This is a genomic window from Micromonospora sp. CA-240977, from assembly GCF_050942285.1.
Classification (GTDB): domain Bacteria; phylum Actinomycetota; class Actinomycetes; order Mycobacteriales; family Micromonosporaceae; genus Micromonospora.
This window is the reverse complement of sequence record NZ_CP192055.1, coordinates 6462723-6482631: the sequence shown is the minus strand read 5'-3', so window position 1 is coordinate 6482631 and position 19909 is coordinate 6462723. Positions and strand designations below refer to the sequence as shown.

The 19909-nt window shown below is 71.9% G+C and carries 16 protein-coding genes; 9 read left to right on the top strand and 7 right to left on the bottom strand.

What is annotated here, in order from left to right; translation table 11 throughout:
- Positions 1-32: 32 nt before the first annotated feature.
- The 7 genes from ACQPWW_RS29340 to ACQPWW_RS29310 form a co-directional block, all read right to left on the bottom strand.
- Entirely contained in the window at positions 33-1148 is a 1116-nt protein-coding gene (locus ACQPWW_RS29340) for an acetate/propionate family kinase (RefSeq protein ID WP_433126986.1), read from the bottom strand.
- Positions 1145-3223: a phosphate acetyltransferase gene (gene pta, locus ACQPWW_RS29335; protein WP_433126985.1), complete on the bottom strand. Its 2079-nt coding sequence runs from the start codon at positions 3221-3223 to the stop codon at positions 1145-1147. The genes ACQPWW_RS29340 and pta overlap by 4 nt, the downstream gene beginning before the upstream one ends.
- Positions 3224-3350: 127 nt before the next feature.
- Positions 3351-3536: a DUF6104 family protein gene (locus ACQPWW_RS29330; protein ID WP_007464679.1), complete on the bottom strand. Its 186-nt coding sequence runs from the start codon at positions 3534-3536 to the stop codon at positions 3351-3353.
- 124 nt (positions 3537-3660) lie between these two features.
- Positions 3661-7407, bottom strand: coding sequence for a multifunctional oxoglutarate decarboxylase/oxoglutarate dehydrogenase thiamine pyrophosphate-binding subunit/dihydrolipoyllysine-residue succinyltransferase subunit (locus tag ACQPWW_RS29325; RefSeq protein ID WP_433126984.1), 3747 nt, complete (start codon positions 7405-7407; stop codon positions 3661-3663).
- A 285-nt stretch (positions 7408-7692) separates the two neighbouring features.
- Positions 7693-8505 carry an ABC transporter permease gene (locus ACQPWW_RS29320; protein ID WP_433126982.1) on the bottom strand — a complete coding sequence of 271 codons (813 nt, stop codon included), beginning with the start codon at positions 8503-8505 and terminating at the stop codon, positions 7693-7695.
- Positions 8502-9437 (bottom strand): ABC transporter ATP-binding protein, encoded by a 936-nt coding sequence (locus ACQPWW_RS29315; RefSeq protein WP_433126981.1) that lies wholly within the window; start codon positions 9435-9437, stop codon positions 8502-8504. The genes ACQPWW_RS29320 and ACQPWW_RS29315 overlap by 4 nt, the downstream gene beginning before the upstream one ends.
- 143 nt (positions 9438-9580) lie before the next feature.
- On the bottom strand, positions 9581-10228 hold the full coding sequence (locus ACQPWW_RS29310; RefSeq protein ID WP_433126979.1) for a hypothetical protein: 648 nt from the start codon (positions 10226-10228) through the stop codon (positions 9581-9583).
- A gap of 150 nt (positions 10229-10378) precedes the next feature.
- Here ACQPWW_RS29310 and ACQPWW_RS29305 point away from each other — a divergent pair, with 150 nt between their 5' ends.
- The 9 genes from ACQPWW_RS29305 (at position 10379) to ACQPWW_RS29265 (ending at position 19885) form a co-directional block, all read left to right on the top strand.
- The gene (locus tag ACQPWW_RS29305) at positions 10379-11152 is read left to right on the top strand and encodes a GNAT family N-acetyltransferase (protein ID WP_433126977.1); all 774 of its coding nucleotides are present in this window, start codon (positions 10379-10381) and stop codon (positions 11150-11152) included.
- Positions 11149-12096 (top strand): lysophospholipid acyltransferase family protein, encoded by a 948-nt coding sequence (locus ACQPWW_RS29300; RefSeq protein ID WP_433126976.1) that lies wholly within the window; start codon positions 11149-11151, stop codon positions 12094-12096. The genes ACQPWW_RS29305 and ACQPWW_RS29300 overlap by 4 nt, the downstream gene beginning before the upstream one ends.
- Positions 12097-12307: 211 nt before the next feature.
- Positions 12308-13132 carry a DUF4097 family beta strand repeat-containing protein gene (locus tag ACQPWW_RS29295; protein WP_433126974.1) on the top strand — a complete coding sequence of 275 codons (825 nt, stop codon included), beginning with the start codon at positions 12308-12310 and terminating at the stop codon, positions 13130-13132.
- Complete coding sequence (locus ACQPWW_RS29290) at positions 13129-13740, top strand: PadR family transcriptional regulator (protein ID WP_433126972.1); 612 nt, start codon at positions 13129-13131, stop codon at positions 13738-13740. Before ACQPWW_RS29295 ends, ACQPWW_RS29290 begins: the two co-directional genes overlap by 4 nt.
- An 85-nt stretch (positions 13741-13825) precedes the next feature.
- Positions 13826-14527 carry a response regulator transcription factor gene (locus ACQPWW_RS29285; protein ID WP_355033347.1) on the top strand — a complete coding sequence of 234 codons (702 nt, stop codon included), beginning with the start codon at positions 13826-13828 and terminating at the stop codon, positions 14525-14527.
- A complete protein-coding gene (locus ACQPWW_RS29280) occupies positions 14524-16074 on the top strand; it encodes a sensor histidine kinase (protein WP_433126971.1) in 1551 nt (516 codons plus the stop codon). Before ACQPWW_RS29285 ends, ACQPWW_RS29280 begins: the two co-directional genes overlap by 4 nt.
- A gap of 62 nt (positions 16075-16136) precedes the next feature.
- Positions 16137-17816, top strand: coding sequence for a trypsin-like peptidase domain-containing protein (locus tag ACQPWW_RS29275; RefSeq protein WP_433126969.1), 1680 nt, complete (start codon positions 16137-16139; stop codon positions 17814-17816).
- A 184-nt stretch (positions 17817-18000) separates the two neighbouring features.
- Entirely contained in the window at positions 18001-18672 is a 672-nt protein-coding gene (locus tag ACQPWW_RS29270; protein WP_433126968.1) for a BON domain-containing protein, read from the top strand.
- A 100-nt stretch (positions 18673-18772) separates the two neighbouring features.
- Positions 18773-19885, top strand: coding sequence for a glycosyltransferase family 4 protein (locus tag ACQPWW_RS29265; protein ID WP_433126967.1), 1113 nt, complete (start codon positions 18773-18775; stop codon positions 19883-19885).
- Positions 19886-19909 lie beyond the last annotated feature (24 nt).

The following is a 19909-nucleotide window of genomic DNA, read 5'->3' as shown; positions in this document are numbered from 1 at the left end:
CGGGGCTCCCGGGGGTGCGCGTCTCGGTGGCGTCAGGCCGCCCCGACCACGTCCCGGGTCTGCCGGGCGATCTCCCGTTCCTCGTCGGTGCGGATGACACAGACGCTCACCTCGGCACCGTCGGGCGAGATCACCCGGTCGCCCGTGCCGTCGTTGCGGGCGTCGTCCACGGCGATGCCGAGCCGGCCCAGGCCGGCCAGCGCGGCTGCCCGGACGGGCGCGGCGTGCTCGCCGACCCCGGCGGTGAAGGCGATCGCGTCGACGCGGCCGAGCAGCGCGTAGTACGCCCCGACGTACTCGGTGATCCGGTGGCAGTACACGTCGAAGGCCAGCGCCGCCGCCCGGTCCCCGGCCGCCCGACGGTCGAGCACCTCGCGCATGTCGTTGGCGCCGGTCAACCCGAGCAGCCCGCTGCGGTGGTTGAGCAGGTCGTCGATCTCGTCGACCGACAGCCCGGCCTCCCGGCGCAGGTGGAAGATCACGGTCGGGTCGAGGTCACCGCTGCGGGTGCCCATCACCAGCCCCTGCAACGGGGACATGCCCATCGAGGTGGCGACGCTGCGACCGTTCGCCACCGCGCAGGCGCTGGCCCCGTTGCCCAGGTGCAGGGTGATCGTGTTGAGCTGCTCGTAGGGGCGGCCCAGCAGCTCGGCGGTGCGCCGGGACACGTACGCGTGCGAGGTGCCGTGGAAGCCGTACCGGCGGATGTCGTACCGCTCGGCGATGTCCCTGTCGATCGCGTACGTCGCGGCGGCCTCCGGCAGGGTGTGGTGGAACGCGGTGTCGAAGACGGCGACCTGCGGGACGTCCGGCAGCGCCGCGCGGGCCACCTCGATGCCGGCCAGGTTGGCCGGGTTGTGCAGCGGGGCGAGCGGCACCAGGTCCTTGATCGCGGCCAGGACCGTGTCGTCGACGAGCACCGGTGCGCTGAACGTCCGGCCACCGTGCACCACCCGGTGCCCGACCGCGGCCAGCCCACCCAGGTCGAGGCCGTCCAGGATCTGCCGGACCGCGCTGGCGTGGTCCGCCGGGCCACCACCGGGCTCACCGACGCGCTCGACGGTGCCGTGGTCGAGCACCCGATCCCCGTCGTAGTGGCGCCACTTCACCGACGACGACCCGCAGTTGAGCACCAGCACCCGACTCATGAGGCCTCCTCGGTGGCCGCCTGGATGGCGGTGATCGCCACCGTGTTGACGATGTCCGGCACTGTCGCGCCGCGGGACAGGTCGTTCACCGGCCGGCGCAGACCCTGCATGACCGGGCCGACGGCGACCGCCCCGGCGGAGCGCTGCACCGCCTTGTACGTGTTGTTGCCCGTGTTCAGGTCCGGAAAGATGAAGACCGTGGCCCGGCCGGCGACCGGGCTGCCCGGCAACTTCGTCGCCGCCACCGCGGGGTCGATCGCCGCGTCGTACTGGATCGGCCCCTCGACCAGCAGGTCGGGCCGGCGCTCCCGGACCAGGGCGGTGGCCGTGGCGACCTTCTCCACGTCCGCGCCCGCGCCGGAGCTGCCGGTGGAGTACGACAGCATGGCCACCCGGGGTTCGACGCCGAACCGCGCGGCGGTGTCGGCCGACGAGATCGCGATGTCGGCGAGCTGCGCGGCGTCCGGGTCGCGGTTGACCGCGCAGTCGCCGTAGACAAGCACCCGGTCGGCGAGCAGCATGAAGAAGACGCTGGACGCCACCGAGACCTCCGGCACGGTACGGATGATCTCGAATGCCGGTCGGATGGTCGCGGCGGTGGTGTGGGTGGCGCCGGAGACCATGCCGTCGGCCCGTCCGGTCGACACCATCAGGGTGCCGAAGTAGTTGGGTTGGGCCACGATGTCGTGCGCCAGCTCGGCGGTCACGCCCCGGTGGGCGCGCAGCCGCGCGTACTCGCCGGCGAAGTCGTCCCGCCACCCGCTGGTGACCGGGTCGACGACGTTCGCGTCGCCGAGGTCGATGCCCAGTTCGCGGGTCCGCCGGGCGATGTCGTCCGGCCGGCCCAGCAGCGTCAGGTCGGCCACCCCACGGCGCAGCAGGATCTCCGCCGCGCGCAGGATCCGTTCCTCGGCGCCCTCCGGCAGCACCAGGTGCCGGCGTTGCGAACGGGCCCGGTCGATCAGCTCGTTCTCGAACATCAGCGGGGTGACCCGGGTCGAGCGGCTGACCCGCAGCCGGCGGGCCAGGTCGTCGGTGTCCACGCAGCGCTCGAACACGCCCAGCGCGGCCTCCACCTTGCGCGGGTTGGCAGTGCTGGGCCGGCCCTCGATCCGGCTGGACGCGGCCACCGTGTCGTAGCTGTCGCTGCGCACCGACAGCACCGCCAACCCGGTGTTCAGCCCTTCCACCAACCGCATGACCCGGGGGTCCGGCTGCTCGCCGAGCGTGAGCACCAGCCCGGCCACCGACACCTGACCGGCCACGTGCGCGGCGCTCGCGGCGACCAGCAGGTCGGCCCGGTCCCCGGGGGTGATCACGAGGGCGCCTTCGGTGAGGTGGTCCAGCAGGGTCGGCACGTGCGCCGCGCCGACCACGAAGTCCAGCACGTCCCGGCTGAGCGCGGCGTCGTCGCCGGCCAGCAGGGTGGCGCCGAGCGCCGCCGCCACCTCGGCCACCGTCGGCGCCGACACGCTCGGCACCTCCGGGATGGCGTACGCGGGGACCGGCAGTTCGGGCAGCGTCATCGGCGCGGACACCCGGTTGGCGATCACCGCGAGCACCGTCGCGCCGAGGTCGGCCAGATCGTGGTACGCCCCGCGCACCGCCGACGCGACGGCTGCCGGCTCCTGCCCGTAGCCGTCCACCACCGGCACCACCACGCTGCCGAACTCGGTGGCCAGCCGGGCGTTGAAGGCCAGCTCGCGGGGATGGGCCGGATCGCCGGGGTCGTCGAAGTCGCTGCCCACCACGACCACGGCCGGGCACTGCCGCTCCACCGCCCGGTACCGCTCGACGACTGTGGAGATCAGCTGCTCGCGTCGACCGTCGGCGACCAGCGCGGCGGCCTCGGTGTAGGTCGCCCCGGCCAGCTCGGCGAGCGGCAGCTCGACCCGGTACCGCTCGCTGAGCAGGGCGAGGATCGGGTCCGGCCCGGTGTCGGCGACCAGCGGCCGGAACACGCCGATCCGCCCCACCTGGCGGGACAGCAACTCCGCCAAGCCGAGAGCGATAGTCGACTTGCCCCCGCCCGAACTCACGCTCGTCAGATACACACTTCGGGCCACGACCCCCACCCTAGGAGATCGCGGAACCCAAAACCCGGGCCCTCCGACCCCACCCGCGCTTGCGAGCGCCGTGTTCAGGAGGTCTGCGTCACGTACGGCCCCGATCGTGACGCAAAACTCCTGATCACCGGGGCGGTCAGGCGTCTTCGTCGTCGGGGTCGTCCAGGCGCGCCAGGTAGGTGGCGAGGCGTTCGATGGGGGTTTCGAAGTCGGGGTTGAGGTCGACGAAGTCGCGCAGGCGTTCCCCCAGCCACTCCAGGGTCACCTGCTCGTCGCCCCGGCGTTCGACAAGTTCCTCGATGCCACGGTCGGTGAAGTACATCGGGTACGTCCTCATGCTCGGCCCGGCGTGGGCCGGGCGGGTGGATCGGTGGGTCCGTGGACCGACGCGAGCCGGGGCAGGACCGTGGTGAACGGCCCTGCCCCGGCTCGCGTGGCGCGTCAGGTCACGGGCGGGGGAGAGCTGCCTCGATCAGCGCGTGCTGCTCGACCTCGTGGGTCTTGGCCGAGCCGACCGCCGGGGCGGCCGCGGCCGGGCGGGAGATCCGCCGCAGCCGGACGTCCGTGAGGTGCTCCAGCAGGTTGAGCGCGACGAACGACCAGGCACCCTGGTTGGCCGGCTCCTCCTGCACCCAGGCGAAGTCCTCCGCGTTCGGGAACTGCGCGAGGGCGGCCCGGATCTCCTCCACCGGCAGCGGGTACAGCTGCTCGATCCGGAGGATCGCGGTGTCGGTGACGCCGCGCTCCTGCCGGGCCTGGAACAGGTCGTAGTAGACCTTGCCGGAGCAGAGCAGCACCCGCTTCACCGCCTCCGGGGCCGGGGCCGCGGTGTCCCGCAGCACCGGCTGGAAGGTGCCGGTGGTGAAGTCCTCCACCGAGGAGACGCAGAGCTTGTGCCGCAGCAGCGACTTCGGCGTGAACACCACGAGCGGCTTGCGCTTGGGCGACAGGGCCTGGCGGCGCAGCAGGTGGAAGTAGTTCGCCGGGGTGGTCGGGATGGACACCCGCATGTTGTCCTCGGCGCACATCTGCAGGAACCGCTCCGGCCGACCGGAGGTGTGGTCCGGGCCCTGGCCCTCGTGGCCGTGCGGCAGCAGCAGGGTGACAGCGGAGCGCTGGCCCCACTTCACCTCGCCGGACGAGATGAACTCGTCGATCACCGACTGGGCGCCGTTGACGAAGTCGCCGAACTGGGCCTCCCAGGCGACCAGGGCGTTGATGTTCTCCACCGAGTAGCCGTACTCGAAGCCCATCGCCGCGTACTCGCTGAGCAGCGAGTCGTGCACGAAGAACCGGGAGCGCTCGCCGTCGCCGGTGAGCGACTTCAGCGGCAGGTAGTCGTCGCCGGTGCGGGAGTCGACCACCGAGGCGTGCCGCTGGACGAACGTGCCGCGACGCGAATCCTGCCCGGCCAGCCGGACGGTGACGCCGTCGTGCAGCAGCGCCCCGAGCGCGATGATCTCGCCGAAGCCCCAGTCGATGTTGCCCTCGACGGACATCTTGGCCCGCCGGTCCAGCAGTTGCTGGATCCGCTTGTGCGGGGTGAAGCCCTCCGGGAGGTTGATGTGCGCCTCGCCGATGGCCTTCACCACTGACGCGTCGGTGGCGGTGTCGACCTGCGGCTCCGGCTCCTCCTCGCGGCGCGGCCGGTTGAGCTGCCGGGGCGCGGAGGCCGCGTCCCGGGTGGCCTTGAAGACCTTCTCCAACTGCGCCTGGTAGTCGCGCAGCAGCTCTTCCGCGTCCTCCACGGTGATGTCGCCGCGACCGATCAGCTCCTCGGTGTAGAGCTTGCGCACCGAGCGCTTCGAGTCAATGATCTTGTACATCTGTGGGTTGGACATCGAGGGGTCGTCGCCCTCGTTGTGCCCGCGCCGGCGGTAGCAGACCATGTCGATCACGACGTCCTTGTTGAACGTCTGCCGGTATTCGAAGGCCAGCCGGGCCACCCGGACCACGGCCTCCGGGTCGTCGCCGTTCACGTGGAAGATCGGCGCCTGGATCATCCGGGCCACGTCGGTGCTGTAGAGGCTGGACCTGCTGTATTCCGGGGCGGTGGTGAAGCCGACCTGGTTGTTGACCACCACGTGCACGGTGCCGCCGGTGCGGTAACCGCGCAGCTGCGACAGGTTGAGCGTCTCGGCGACCACGCCCTGCCCGGCGAACGCGGCGTCACCGTGCACCGCCAGCGGCAGCACGGTGTAGCCCTCCAGCTTGAGGTCGATCCGGTCCTGCTTGGCCCGGACGATGCCCTCCAGCACCGGGTCGACGGCCTCCAGGTGCGACGGGTTGGCCACCACCGACACCTTGACCGAGTGCGCGCCGTCCGGGGTGGTGAACTTGCCGTTCTGGCCCAGGTGGTACTTCACGTCGCCGGAGCCCTGCGTCGAGCGCGGGTCCAGGTGACCCTCGAACTCCGAGAAGATCTTCTCGTACGGCTTGCCGACGATGTTGGCGAGCACGTTGAGCCGACCCCGGTGCGCCATGCCGATGACGACCTCGTCCAGCCCGCCCTCGGCGGAGGACTCCAGCACCTCACCGAGCAGCGGGATCAGCGACTCGCCGCCCTCCAACGAGAAGCGCTTCTGGCCCACGTACTTGGTCTGCAGGAAGGTCTCGAACGCCTCGGCCGCGTTGAGCCGGTTGAGCACGTGCTTCTGCTCGTCGGCGGCCGGCTTCTCGTACTTGCGCTCGATCCGTTCCTGCACCCAGCGCCGCTCCTCCGGGTCCTGGATGTGCATGTACTCGATGCCGACGCGGCGGCAGTACGAGTCGCGCAGCACGCCGAGGATCGAGCGCAGCTTCATCCGCTGCCGGCCGGCGAAGCCGTTGACCGGGAACTCGCGGTCCAGGTCCCACAGGGTCAGCCCGTGCTGGAGGACGTCCAGGTCGGGGTGCTTGCGGATCTTGAATTCCAGCGGGTCGGTGTCGGCCATCAGGTGACCGCGCACCCGGTACGCGTGGATCAGCTCGTGCACCCGGGCGGTCTTGTTGATCTGGCCCTCGGAGTTGACGGCGACGTCGCGCATCCAGCGCACCGGCTCGTACGGGATGCGCAGCGAGGTGAAGATCTGGTCGTAGAAGCCGTGCTCGCCGAGGATCAGCTCGTGCATCACCTTGAGGAACTCGCCGGACTGCGCGCCCTGGATGATCCGGTGGTCGTACGTGCTGGTCAGCGTGATGATCTTGCTGACCGCCAGCTCGGCCAGGGTGGCCTCGGACATGCCCTGGTAGGGGGCCGGGTACTCCATCGCGCCGACGCCGATGATCGCGCTCTGCCCCTGCATCAGGCGGGGCATCGAGTGCACGGTGCCGATGCCGCCCGGGTTGGTCAGCGAGATCGTGGTGCCCGCGTAGTCGTCCATTGTCAGCTCGTTGCGCCGCGCCCGCCGGACCACGTCCTCGTACGCCTGCCAGAACTGCCGGAAGTCCATCTGCTCGCAGCCCTTGATGGAGGGGACCACCAGGTTGCGGCTGCCGTCCGGCTTGGCCAGGTCGATGGCGATGCCGAGGTTGACGTGCGCCGGGCGGACCATCGCGGGCTTGCCGTTGGCCTCGGCGAAGGAGTTGTTCATCTCGGGGTGCTGGACCAGGGCCCGGACCAGCGCGTAGCCGACCAGGTGGGTGAAGCTGACCTTGCCGCCGCGCCCCCGGGCGAGGTGGTTGTTGATCACGATGCGGTTGTCGACGAGCAGCTTGGCCGGGACGGCGCGCACGCTGGTCGCGGTCGGCACGCTGAGTGAGGCGTCCATGTTCTGGACGATCTTCGCCGCGACGCCCCGCAACGGCGTGGTCTGCGGGCCGTCGGCGGTGGGGGCGGCGGCCTTGGCGGCCGGCTTGGCCGGCGCGGTCTTCTCCGGGGCGGCCTTCGCCGGAGCGGCCTTGGCCGGTGCCGGCGGCGCGGCCGCCGGCTTGCTGGCGGCGGTCGGCTGCGCGGTGGCGCTCGGCTGGCTGACCGCGGCGGCCGGCTCCGGCTGCCCGTCCGGCTCCGGCGCGGCGGCCGGCTTCTCCGCCGACTCGGCGGCGCGTGGTGTGGCCGCTCCGGGCGCCGGTCGGTAGTCGGCGAAGAAATCGTGCCAGGCCGAATCGACGCTCGTTGGGTCGGCGAGGTAGCGCTGGTACATCTCCTCGACGATCCACTCATTCGGGCCGAAACCCGCCAGTGGGTTCTCCTGCGAAGTCTGCTGGGTCGACACGGCCGGTAATCGCCTCTTTCACGCGGGTTGTGTGGCACGCGGTGTGTCCCTCGTGCCCGATTAGGAGCACGGACTGGACGGCTCCCAGGCTACGCCGTACCGATCCCGCAGGCATTTCAGCCTCGTTCCCGTGGCCGGTTTCACAGAAGATGCCAGAAGTTCAGCAACCGCTGCGCGGTCGGTCGAGGGCTGGTAACGCGCAGTGCACAACACGCTCCGTTCCGGTGACGGCGGAGACGACCCCGGAGCGGCCGGTGGTGCCGCCGTCCGGGGTCGGAACCGCCGTCAGGCGATGTCGCGCCGCCGAGTGATCAGGACTCCGACGACCCCGCTGACCAACGCGTAGCCGATGAGCACCAGGGCGCCGACCCACCAGGCCGGCACCATCTCCGACCGACCTTCGGTGATCATGACCTGGGACGCCACCGCGGGCCAGACCACCTGCCACTTGAGCACCGCCTGGCTGTCGAGCACATTCGACAGGAGCAGGAACAGCAGGCCCACCACCTGTGTGCCGACCAGGTAGAGCACCGCCGCCGTGATCACCGCGCCGAGCTGGTTGGTGATCAGCGTGCCGATGCCGACGCCGAGGATCGTCCAGATGGCGTACGCGAGCAGGTTGAACAGCAGCGCCCGCTGCACCGGCCACTCGCCGAGCTGGCTGCCGTAGTCGTTGAGCGACAGGAAGATCGTGCCGGCGGCCAGGTCGATGAGCGTGGTCACCAGCCAGAACATGAAGCCGAGCAGGCTGGCGGCGATGAGCTTGCCGACGATGACCGAGGTCCGCCGCGGCGTCGTCAGGAACGTCGTGGTCGCGGTCTGGTGGAAGAACTCGTTGGTGACCATCAGGATGCCGATGAGCATCACGAACATCAGCCCGAGGTACTGCCCCGAGGTGTAGATGTTCGCCGCCTGCGCCGCCGGTGTCGACTGCTCCGGGCTGGCGCCGAACTCCCCGCCGTCGCCGCCGAGGACGGTGACGGCGTACCAGGCGTTGAACGCGAAGGCCAGGGCGATCGACAGGAACGCGCCGAGGGCCAGCCACCACCAGGTGCTTGTGGTGCGGATCTTGAGCAGTTCGGCTCGGACCAGGTTCATCGGATGCCCGCCTTTCCGGCCGTCAGCTCCAGGAAGACCCGTTCCAGGTCGGGTCGTTCGGTGGTCAGTTCGTGCAGCTCGACGCCGGCGGCCAGGGCGGCCCGGCCGATCGTCGGGGCGTCCACCCCGGCGACCAGCAGCAGGCCGTGCTCGTCGGTCTCGACGGTCGCCGACTGCGCCTTCAACGCCGCGGTCAGCGCCTCGGCCTGCGGGGTGCGGACCCGGACCCGGGCGCTCTGCGCCATCGAGCCGAGGACCTGGTCGACGGGACCCTGCCGGACCAGCTGCCCGGCCGCGATGATCACCACGTCGTCGGCGAGCAGCTGCATCTCCGACAGCAGGTGGCTGGAGACCAGCACGGTGCGGCCCTCGTGGGCGAGGTTCTTAAGGAAGCCCCGCATCCACCGGATGCCCTCCGGGTCGAGCCCGTTGGCGGGCTCGTCGAGGATCAGCACCCGGGGGTCGCCGAGCATCGCGGCGGCGATGCCGAGCCGCTGCTTCATGCCCAGGGAGTAGCCCTTGAACTTGCGCGTCGCCGCCGGGGTCAGCCCGACCAGGGCCAGTGCCTCGTCCGCCCGCTGCCGGGGCAGCCCGGCCGCCGCGCAGATGACCCGCAGGTGGTTGATGCCGGTGCGGCCCTTGTGCGCGCTGGAGGCTTCCAGCACCGCGCCGACGTGCCGCAGCGGGTCGGTGAGGTCGGTGTACGGGTGACCGCTGATGGTGGCCGATCCGGCGGTCGGCGTGACCAGGTTCAGCAGCATGCGCAGCGTGGTGGTCTTGCCAGCGCCGTTCGGGCCGAGGAAGCCGGTAACCCGCCCCGGCGCCACAGTGAAGGACAGGTCGTTCACCGCCCGCACGTTCTTGTACTGCTTCGTCAGACCGGACACCACGATCTGACCGTCGCTGGTGGGGCTTCGCTGCCCGTCAGTCATCGTTCTCCTCCCGTGTGCGGCGTCGAGGTACGCCGTGGCACAGCGTGACGGCCCGGGGCAACAAGGTCAATCAGGCGCGGTCCGGATGTTCGCCTCCGCCGCGGGGCGGAGACGCCTCCGCCCCGCGGACGACGGACCGGCGTTCAGCTGGCGATCCAGGTCGCCCGGGCCGCGCCGAGAAGCGCGCCGTCCGGGGCGTACAGGCTGGTGTGCACGAGCGCCTTGCGCCCGTCGACGCCGAGCAACGCCCCGGTCACCACGCAGTCGTCGCCCGGCCTCGGCAGCGCGGTGACCACCGCGGCGATCCGACCCAACAGGTACGGGCGGCCCGGCGCGAGCACCGTCCAACCGCCGGGGCAGTCCAACGCCGCCCAGATCGTGGCCGCGCTGACCTGCTCGGGCGCCCGGAACGGCGCGGCGGTCCGCCCGTCCGGCAGCCGGCCGGGGAAGATCCGCAGCCCGTCCGTCCGCTGCGGCCCGCAGACGTAACAACCGGGGAACGAATGCTCGACCAGGCCGGGATAGCGGGCCGCCGCGGCCACCGCGGTCTCCAGGTCGACAGGGGGTACGACGACGTCGACCACGCTGGCGGGGCGCACCTCGGCCACCAGGTCACCGGCCGGGTCCCGGACCTCGCCGTCGGTGAGGCTCAGCTCGGTGTCCATTGGTGGCGGTCGGCGCAGCGTCACCTCGACCGCGCCCGGGCCGCCCGCCGCGGCGGCGAACACTCCCGCGCTCCAGCCGCCGTTGCCGGAGCCGGGTGGCCCGTTGTAGCGGGACTCGATGCGCATCGTCGACCTCCGGTGGGGCTTGCCGGCGTCGTCGCCGGTCCGTCGCGCAGCCTCGCACGACCACCGGTGGGACGCATCTGCCGGCCGGCGTTCATCCTGCCGACACCGGTGGTCCCCGTGAATGGCAATCCGAGCACTTACACAGATCCCATGGCCGTTCTGCATGCCGCTGGCGCACCCCTGACGACCAGCGGATACACCCTGCTGATCGCCGACGACCCCATCCAGGTCGCGGCCGCGCAACGCCTGCGTCACGAGGTGTTCGCCACCGAGCTCGGCGCCACCCTCCTCCCCGGCGCGGCCGGGCTGGACGTGGATCCCTTCGACGCGCACTGCGACCACCTGATCGTCCGCGAGGACAGCACGGGCGAGGTGGTCGGCACGTACCGGCTGCTGCCGCCGGGCCGCACCGACCGGCGGTACGCCGAGGACGAGTTCGACCTCGGCGCGCTCGATCCGCTCCGCGACGATCTGGTCGAGGCGGGCCGGTCCTGTGTGCACCCGGACCACCGCTCCGGCGCGGTGATCAATCTGATGTGGGCGGGCATCGTCCGATACCTGCACCTGCGGGGCTCCCGTTGGCTCGGCGGCTGCGCGTCGGTGCCGGTGGCCGACGGTGGGCGGACGGTCGCCGAGGTGTGGACCCAGGCCCGGGCCCGGCACCTGTCGCCGCCGCCGCTGCGGGTGAGCCCGCTGCGGCCCTGGTTCGCCGAGTCGTCCGCCGGATCGGTGGCCGCCGTCGGTCCGGCCGGCCGGGTCGCGGTACCGCCACTGCTGCGTGGCTACCTTCGGTTGGGCGCGTGGATCTGCGGCGAGCCGTCGTACGACCCCGACTTCGGCTGCGCGGATTTCTACGTGCTGTTCTGCCTGGACCGGATGAACCAGCGCTACCTGCGGCACTTCCTGGGCGAGGCGCAGCGGTGACCGCCGTGTCGCACGACCTGTGGCGGCCGTCGTCGGGTTGCGACGACGACTGTCTCCCGCCGGCCGGCGCGGTGCCGACCGTGTCGGTGGCCCGTCGGGTGCTGCGGTTGGTCGCCGTGACCGGCCTGCTGCTGGCCGGGGTCGCCCTGGTGGTGGTGCTGCCCGTGCTGCCGGTTCGGGAACGGCGGGCGGCGGTGCGCGGCTGGGCCCGGTCCACCGCGCGGGCCTTCGGGGTCCGGCTGGTGATCCGGGGTCGACTGCCCCGGCGGCGGGCGCTGCTTGTCGCCAACCATGTCTCGTGGCTGGACATCCTCGCGGTGCTGGCCGTCGCACCCACCCGGATGGTGGCGAAGCGGGAGATCCGCTCGTGGCCGGTGTTCGGCCTGCTGGCCGCCGCGGCGGGGACCGTCTTCGTGGACCGCGCCCGACCGCGTGCGCTGCCGGCGATGGTCGGCCGGGTCGCCGACACGCTGCGCGCCGACCGGTCGGTGGCGGTCTTTCCGGAGGGGACGACCTGGTGTGCCGGCGCCGGTGCCGCCGACTGCCGTCCCGGCGGCGGTTTCCGGCCCGCGACGTTCCAGGCGGCCATCGACACGGGCAGCCCGGTGGTGCCGCTGCGGCTCGCCTACGGCTGCGGGGCCACCGGCACGACCACCACTGCCGCTGCCTTCCTCGGCGCGGACACGCTGCTGCGATCGGTGCTCCGGGTGGTCACGGCGCGGGAGTTGGTGGTGTCGGTGACGATCGCCGCCGCGTTGCACCCGGCCCGTACCGCCGACCGGCGGTTGCTGGCTCGGGCCGCCGAGTCGGCCGTACACCTGGTGCCCGCGGCGGGTGCGGTGCCGCGGGCCCGGCTGCACCCGGTGCCCACGGTGCCCCCGGCGGTTGCGACGGTTCCCGTGCCGACGCCGGCCCTCGGAGGTGGGTTGGATCTGGCGGCCTGAGACGGCTCGGCCCGGTCCGGCGATGTCCACCCTCGCTGAGTGCGATACCGGTGGGTCAGCACGATGACCCACCGGTATCGCGTTTGTGTGGGCACGCCCGGCCGTCGGCAGGAGGGTGACCAACTCGCGACCTGTCTTGTCGTATCGCGATGTATCGCGTTACTGTGCTCCCTGTGGGGCGCGGTCGACGCGCCGTCGAGAGGGGGACGCCATGGCCGAGTGGACGGTCGAGAGCCCGCAGCGGCTCACCGTGGACGGGCCGGTCACCAGGCTGGACGTCCGCCTGGTCAGTGGGCGGCTCAACGTGGTCGCCGCCGACGGCCCGACCCGGATCGACGTCTCCCAGGTCGGTCGCCGGCCGGTCCTGATCGAGCATGCCGACGGCCGGCTCAGCATCCGGCAGGAACGCGGCCGGAGCTGGTCGGACGTCCTGCGTTGGTTCCGGATGATCCACCGCTATCCCCGGGTGGACGTCTCCGTCGCCGTGCCCGCCGACGTCCTCGCCGATCTGGGCCTGGTCGCGGGCTCGGTGGTCGCCTCCGGCCTGCGCCGGCAGACCACTGTCCACGTCACCGCCGGCCAGATCACCCTGATGGGCCTGCGCGGCAACACCACAGCGCACATCACCTCCGGCCCGCTGGAGGCGCTCGGCGTCCGTGGTGACCTCACCCTGCAGACGGTCTCCGGAGAGGTGATCCTCGCCGACAGCGCCGCGGACCGGGTGCGGGCCCAGACCGTCTCCGGCGCCATCACCTGTGACCTGGACAATCCTCGGCGCAGCGAGATCCAGCTGACCACGATCTCGGGCAGCATCACCGTCCGGGTCCGCGAGGACAGCGACCTCGCCGTCCAGCTCCAGACCGCCGCCGGCCGGATCACCAGCGGCTTCCCGCAGGTGCGTGCCTCGACGTTCCCGCAGTCCCACTGTGCGGGAGTGATCGGCGCCGGCGACGGTAAGCTCTGGGCTTCCGCGACCTCGGGGAGCATCGCCCTGCTCGCCCGAGCCGTCGACCACGATGGGGAGGAGCTGCCGTGACCGCCGTGTTCAGCCACGGGCGGCTCCGGCTCTACCTGCTCAAGCTGCTCGACGACGGCCCGAAGCACGGCTACGAGCTGATCCGCCTGCTGGAGGACCGTTTCCTCGGGCTCTACGCGCCCAGCGCCGGCACCATCTACCCCCGCCTGCAACGGCTTGAGGCCGAGGGTCTGGTCAGCCACACCGCCGCCGGTGGCCGCAAGACGTACGACATCACCGACGCCGGCCGCGCGGAGCTGCGCCAGCGGGCCGGCGAGTTGGAAGCACTGGAGGCGGACATCGTGGCCTCGGTGGCGGACCTCTCCACCCTGGCCGGCGAGATCCGCAGCGAGGTACGAGGCTCGGTGCGCGACCTCAAGCGGGAGTTGAGCGAGGCCACCCGGCAGACCCGGCGCACCCGGTGGGACGCGCCGACGCCGCCGCCGCGGCCGGCGTCGACCCCCGGGCCGCAGGCCGAGCTGCTCGACGAGCTCGACAAGCGGCTGCACGCGTTCAGCGCCGAGGTGGGCCGGTTGACGCGCTCCCGGCAGTTCAGCGACACCCAGCTGCGCACCGCGATCCGGCTGCTCGACGGCGCCCTGGACGGGCTGCGCCGCCTGCTGCGCTGACCGGCGTCGCCGTACGGCTGTGACTCACAGGTTTTTTCCAGGAAGCGTCCAGCGCTGGCGCAGTGATGTCACCGATGATGGGCGCATGCCCGCTACCCAGACCGAGGCGCGACTTCTCGTCGTCGAGGACGACCCCAACATCCTCGAACTGCTCTCCGCGAGCCTGCGCTTCGCGGGTTTCGACGTGGCCACCGCGACAAGTGGGAGCGCGGCGCTCAACGCTGCCAAGGACCACCGGCCCGACCTGGTGGTGCTCGACGTCATGCTTCCGGACCTGGACGGCTTCGAGGTCATCCGGATGCTGCGCGAGGGCGGCACCCGTACCCCGGTGGTCTTCCTGACCGCCCGGGACGCCACCGACGACAAGATCCGTGGGCTGACCCTGGGTGGCGACGACTACGTCACCAAGCCGTTCAGCCTGGAGGAGTTGACCGCCCGGATCCGGGCCGTGCTGCGGCGCACCACGACCGGCGGGCAGGCGCCCTCCCGGCTCACCTTCGCCGACCTGGAGTTGGACGAGGAGACCCACGAGGTGCACCGGGCCGGCCAGCGGGTGCAGCTCTCGCCGACCGAGTTCAAGCTGCTGCGCTACCTGATGCTCAACGCCAACCGGGTGCTGTCCAAGGCGCAGATCCTCGACCACGTCTGGAACTACGACTTCCGTGGTGACGACAACATCGTCGAGTCCTACATCTCCTACCTGCGGCGCAAGGTCGACACCACCCAACCTCGGTTGATCCACACGCTGCGTGGCGTCGGGTACGTGCTGCGCAAGCCGGCGGCGTGAACACGGTCCAGCAGGCGAAGGGACGGCTGCGGGGGGTGCCGCTGCGGGTCAAGCTGGTGACCGCGGTGCTGCTGCTCGTCGCGGCCGCGCTGCTGGTGATCAGTTCGCTGACCACTGTCTTCCTGCGCAGCTACCTGGTCACCCAGGTCGACACCGAGCTGAATGGTTACGCGCGCACCATCGAGAACGCGGTCGTCGCCCCACAGCAGGGCAGTCTGGGGGTGCCGACCGACTACCTGGTGGTCATCATCAGCCCGAACAGGGCCCAGAGCGTGATCTACGACGACAAGCGATTCGTCCCGGACGACCTGCCACCGTGGCCGTCGGACGCCGCCGGTTTCGAGAAGTTGGAGGGTAAACCCTTCAACGTCCCGGCCCGGGACAGCAAGGTGCGCTGGCGGATGCGCTACATCGAGCTGTCCAACGGCCAGCTCGCGGCGATCGGTCAGCACCTCACCGACGTCGACCTGGCGGTGAAACGCCTGGTCTGGATCGACCTGCTGGTCGGCGGATCGGTGCTGATCATGCTGGCCTCGGTGGGAGCGGCGATCGTCCGGACCAGCCTCAAACCGCTTGTGGAGATCGAACGGACCGCCGCCGCCATCGCCGGCGGCGACCTGACCCGGCGCGTGCCCGACCCGGAGGAGGGACAGGCCGAGCCCACCTCGGAGCTGGGCCGCCTCTCACGCGCGCTGAACGCGATGCTCACCCAGATCGAGGCGGCGTTCACCGCCAGAGCCGCCTCGGAGATGTCGGCGCGCTCGGCGGAGAGCTCCGCCCGGGACGCCGCCTACGCCGCTCAGGCGTCCGAGGCGCGGGCCATCCGCTCCGAGGAACGGATGCGGCGGTTCGTCGCGGACGCCTCGCACGAACTACGGACCCCGCTGACCACCATCCGCGGTTTCGCCGAGCTGTACCGGCAGGGCGCGGCCCGGGAACCGGAGCAGACCGCCGGCCTGCTGCGCCGCATCGAGGACGAGGCGGCCCGGATGGGGCTGCTGGTGGAGGATCTGCTGCTGCTCGCCCGGCTGGACCGGGAACGACCACTCTCACTGACTCCGGTGGAGCTGCCGGTGCTCGCCGCCGATGCCGTGCAGGCCGCCCGGGTGATCGCCCCGGACCGCCGGATCGAGTTGGAGATCGTTCCCGGATCGGGTCCGCTCGTCGTCTCCGCCGACGACGCGCGGCTGCGTCAGGTGATCGGCAACCTGGTCACCAACGCGCTCACCCACACGCCGCCGGACGCCGAGATCCGGGTGCGGTTGCGGGCCGAACCGGGGGGCCACGCCATCATCGAGGTGGCCGACAGCGGTCCGGGCCTGTCCCCGGAGCAGGCCGAGCGGGTCTTCGAGCGGTTCTACCGGGCCGATGCGGCGCGGACGCGGCGGGCCGACGGCAACACCGGCACCGGCCTCGGCCTGGCGATCGTGGCGGCGCTGGTGGCCGCGCACGGCGGCTCGGTCGAGGTGACCGAGACACCCGGCGGCGGCGCGACCTTCCGGGTCCGGCTACCGCTGCTGCCACAGGCCGACGACGTCGGCGAGTGACTTTCAGCCAACTTCCAGGACGGTTCCAGGTTGATTGCAGTGCCGAGGGAGAAGGTAGTGCCATGACCGAGTACGAGTCCGACCCGCAGCGCCGGCCGGCCCCCACCGACGCCGAGCCGTCGCACCCCACCGCCGAGCTGCCGCGCGACGAGCGCGCGCAGTCCGACTCCCCGACCACTCCCATCCAGGTCGTTCCGACGACTGGTGACGCGCACGCCACTGGTGACCCGCACACCACCCGTGACCCGCACGCCACCGGTGACACCCAGACCACCGCGGCCACCGAGGCCGTACCCGCCTCCTACGGCGAACAGCCGGCCAGCACGCCACCGGCCGCCGCGCAGCCGACCGGGTACGAGCCGCCGGCCGCCACCCCCTCCGCGCCGCCGTACCCGGTCTCCGGCTACCCGGCGCCCGGTCAGCCCGCCCAGCCCGGCTACCCGGCGCCCGGCCAGCCCGGCTACCCGCAGCCGAACGCCGGCCGGTACCCCGGTGCCCCCTGGTACGCGGGTCAGCAGTCCGGCTGGGCCGGCGGGGGACAGCCGGGCATGCCGTACCCGCCGCACCAGCAGCACACCCAGCATCCGCAGCACCCCGTGCAGCACGCCCAGCACCCCGGGCAGCACCCGGGTCAGCCGGTCCCGCCGTGGGGTCCGCAGGTCGCGCCGCCCGGCAGCGGTCCCCGGCCGAGCCGGATCGCCAAGTTCGCCGGCGCCGGCGTCGCGGTGTTCGCGCTGATGCTCGGCTCCGGCGTGGCCGGTGGGGCGCTCGCCCTCGCGCTCGACGGCGACAACGGCGGCGTCACCCGCACCTACACCGCGGCACCGGTGCTCAACAGCGCCGACCTGCCGAAGATCGCCGCGTCCGTGCAGGACAGCGTCGTCTCGATCACCACCGGCAGCGGCGAGGGCTCGGGGGTGGTGCTCACCGCCGACGGCTACGTGCTGACCAACAACCACGTGGTCGCCTCCGCCAACGGTGACACCGTCCAGGTGGTCTTCGCCGACGGCACGAAGGCGCCCGCGAAGATCATTGGCACCGACCCGAAGACCGACCTGGCAGTGGTCAAGGCCGACGGGGTCACCGACCTCAAGCCGGCCAAGTTCGGCGACAGCGACGCCATGCAGGTCGGCGACCAGGTGCTCGCCCTGGGCAGCCCGCTCGGCCTCCAGGGTTCGGTGACCTCGGGCATCCTCAGCGCCCGGGACCGCACCATCCGGGCCGGCGACGGCCAGCAGCAGGACCCGAGCCAGCAGAGCCAGCCCGTCAGCTCGATCTCCGGTCTGCTCCAGACCGACGCGCCGATCAACCCGGGCAACTCCGGTGGCGCGCTTGTCAACACCCGGGGTGAGGTGATCGGCGTCAACACCGCCATCGCGACCTCCGGGCAGAGCACCGGCAACATCGGGGTCGGGTTCGCCATCCCCAGCAACAAGGCCAAGGACGTCGCCGGCAAGCTCCAGCGCGGCGAGAAGGTCAGCCACCCGTCGCTCGGTGTGGGCGTCAACCAGGCCGAGGGCGGCGGCGCGCTCGTCGCGTCGGTCGCCCCGGGCAGCCCGGCCGAGAAGGCCGGCCTCCAGCAGGGCGACGTCGTCACCCGGTTCGGCGACAAGCCGGTCAACGACTCGGACGACCTGGTCGGCGCGGTGCAGGCCGGCAAGGTCGGCGACCGGGTCGAGGTGCAGTTCAAGCGGAACGGCGCCGAGAAGTCGGTGACCGTGACGCTCGCCGAGACGTCCTGACAGATATCTCACCTGCTTCCTCCCTCCGGCGGCGGGTGGCGGGGCCGAGGGGGTCGGCTCCGTCACCCGCCGCTTTTTTCCACCCAGGACGGCGGTTCACCCGGATCGGGTGAACCGCCGTCACCCTGGTGCGCGGCAGTTTTCGGTGAGCGGGTCTCGGCGACCGGAACCGGGGGTGGGTGCCATGACCGAGGTGGTGGACGTCCGCGACGACCAGCGGATCCAACGCGACGTCCTGGCGGAGCTGGCCTGGGACGCCCAACTGCAACCGAACGAGATCGGCGTGACAGTCGACCAGGGCGTGGTCACCCTTACCGGGTTCGTGGACGGCGCCGCCCGCGGTTGGGCCGCGACCCGGTGTGCCCAGCGGGTTCGCGGCGTACGGGCGGTGGCCGACGAGATCGAGGTGCGGCTGCCCGGCACTCCGGGGCGTACCGACGCCGAGATTGCCATCGCCGCCTCCCGTGCCCTGGAGTGGGACAGCTTCGTGCCCGCCGAACGGCTCGACGTGACAGTGGCGAACGGCTGGCTGATGCTGCGCGGTGAGGTCGAGTTCGGGTGGCAGCGGCGGGCCGCCGAGGGGGAGGTGCGCCGCCTCGACGGGGTACGCGGGATCACCAACCTGATCGAGGTACGACCGCTGGCCCCGCCGGTCGCTGATCGGGTGCGTCGGGACGTCCAGCGGGCGCTGGCCCGCACGATCGGCGCCGACCGGGTGACCGTCGAGGTGGACGGCGACACGCTGGTCCTCGCCGGGGTGGTCCGCTCCTGGTGGGAACGGGACCAGGTCGAGCGGGTCGCCTGGTGCGCGCCGGGGGTGCGGGTGGTGCACGACCAACTCCTGGTCGGCGGGTGAGCGTCCGCCTTGTCCGGTTTACCCGGGACGTCACCGGGAATCCGCCGCCGACCACGCCGGTCGGCGGTAACGCCGTACCGGGGATCAACGGGGAGGACTCGTGGCCGTGAACCACCCGTCTGCGGGCCGCCCTCCGGAGCGGTCGCTGCGCATCGCGATGGTGGTTCCGCCCTGGTTGTCCGTGCCGCCACCCGGTTACGGCGGCCTTGAGCAGGTCGTCGCCGCCCTGGTGGACGCGTTGAGCGGCCAGGGACACGCGGTGACCCTGTTCGGCGCGGGCAGCCACCACGGCACCGAGGCCGACGGCTTCGTCTCGACAGTGTCCGAGGTCCAGTACGAGCGGCTCGGCGAGTCACTGCCCGAGCTGGCCCACCTGGCCCGGGTGAACCGGCTGATCACGGCGGCTCACTTCGACGTGATCCACGACCACACCACGATCGGCCCGCTGGTCGCCGGCCGCCGGGCCGTACCGACTGTCGCGACAGTGCACGGCAACCCCGTGGGGGAGTACGGCGATGTGCTCAGCGACATCGACTCGGGCGTCGCCCTGGTGGCGATCTCGCACGCCCAGCGCCGGCTGAACCCGAACCTGCCCTGGGCCGGCACCGTGCACAACGCGCTGGACATGCGTGGCTTTCCGCGCAAGACCGCGCCCGGCAGGGGGCCGGTGCTGTGGCTGGCCCGGTTCAGCCCGGACAAGGGTCCCGACGTCGCCATCCAGGCGTGCCGGGAGGCCGGGTTGCCCCTGTTGCTCGCCGGCAAGTGCAACGAACCGGCCGAGCGCCGCTACTACGAGCAGGTCGTCGCCCCGCTTGTCGACGAGAACGTGACAGTCGTGCTCAACGCCGACCGCGCGGAGACGCTGCGGATGCTCGTCGACGCCCGTTGCCTGATCATGCCGATCCAGTGGGACGAGCCGTTCGGCATGGTCATGTTGGAGGCGATGGCGACCGGGACGCCGGTGGTCGCGCTCAACCGGGGTGCGGTGCCGGAGCTGGTCCGGCCCGGGGTGACCGGGCTGGCCTGCGCGTACGCGGAGGAGCTACCCGCGGCCCTGCGCGCGGCGGAGCAGCTCGACCCGCAGGACTGCGTGGCGCACGTCGCGCGGAACTTCTCGGTCGAGCGGATGGCGTACGGCTACGCGGAGATCTACCGGCGCTTCGCCACCGGCGGGCACGACGTGCGCGAGTCGGCCGGGGTCTCGGCCCGCTGACCGTGCCCGCCACGGCGTCGCCCT

What these genes read in the sequence shown, in the direction of transcription:
- ACQPWW_RS29330 (WP_007464679.1), bottom strand. Translation starts at nt 3,536, where the DNA reads ATGTACTTCACCGACCGTGGCATCGAGGAACTTGTCGAACGCCGGGGC.
- ACQPWW_RS29340 (WP_433126986.1), bottom strand. Translation starts at nt 1,148, where the DNA reads ATGAGTCGGGTGCTGGTGCTCAACTGCGGGTCGTCGTCGGTGAAGTGG.
- ACQPWW_RS29320 (WP_433126982.1), bottom strand. Translation starts at nt 8,505, where the DNA reads ATGAACCTGGTCCGAGCCGAACTGCTCAAGATCCGCACCACAAGCACC.
- ACQPWW_RS29270 (WP_433126968.1), top strand. Translation starts at nt 18,001, where the DNA reads ATGACCGAGGTGGTGGACGTCCGCGACGACCAGCGGATCCAACGCGAC.
- ACQPWW_RS29295 (WP_433126974.1), top strand. Translation starts at nt 12,308, where the DNA reads ATGGCCGAGTGGACGGTCGAGAGCCCGCAGCGGCTCACCGTGGACGGG.
- ACQPWW_RS29305 (WP_433126977.1), top strand. Translation starts at nt 10,379, where the DNA reads ATGGCCGTTCTGCATGCCGCTGGCGCACCCCTGACGACCAGCGGATAC.
- ACQPWW_RS29310 (WP_433126979.1), bottom strand. Translation starts at nt 10,228, where the DNA reads ATGCGCATCGAGTCCCGCTACAACGGGCCACCCGGCTCCGGCAACGGC.
- ACQPWW_RS29275 (WP_433126969.1), top strand. Translation starts at nt 16,137, where the DNA reads ATGACCGAGTACGAGTCCGACCCGCAGCGCCGGCCGGCCCCCACCGAC.
- ACQPWW_RS29315 (WP_433126981.1), bottom strand. Translation starts at nt 9,437, where the DNA reads ATGACTGACGGGCAGCGAAGCCCCACCAGCGACGGTCAGATCGTGGTG.
- ACQPWW_RS29285 (WP_355033347.1), top strand. Translation starts at nt 13,826, where the DNA reads ATGCCCGCTACCCAGACCGAGGCGCGACTTCTCGTCGTCGAGGACGAC.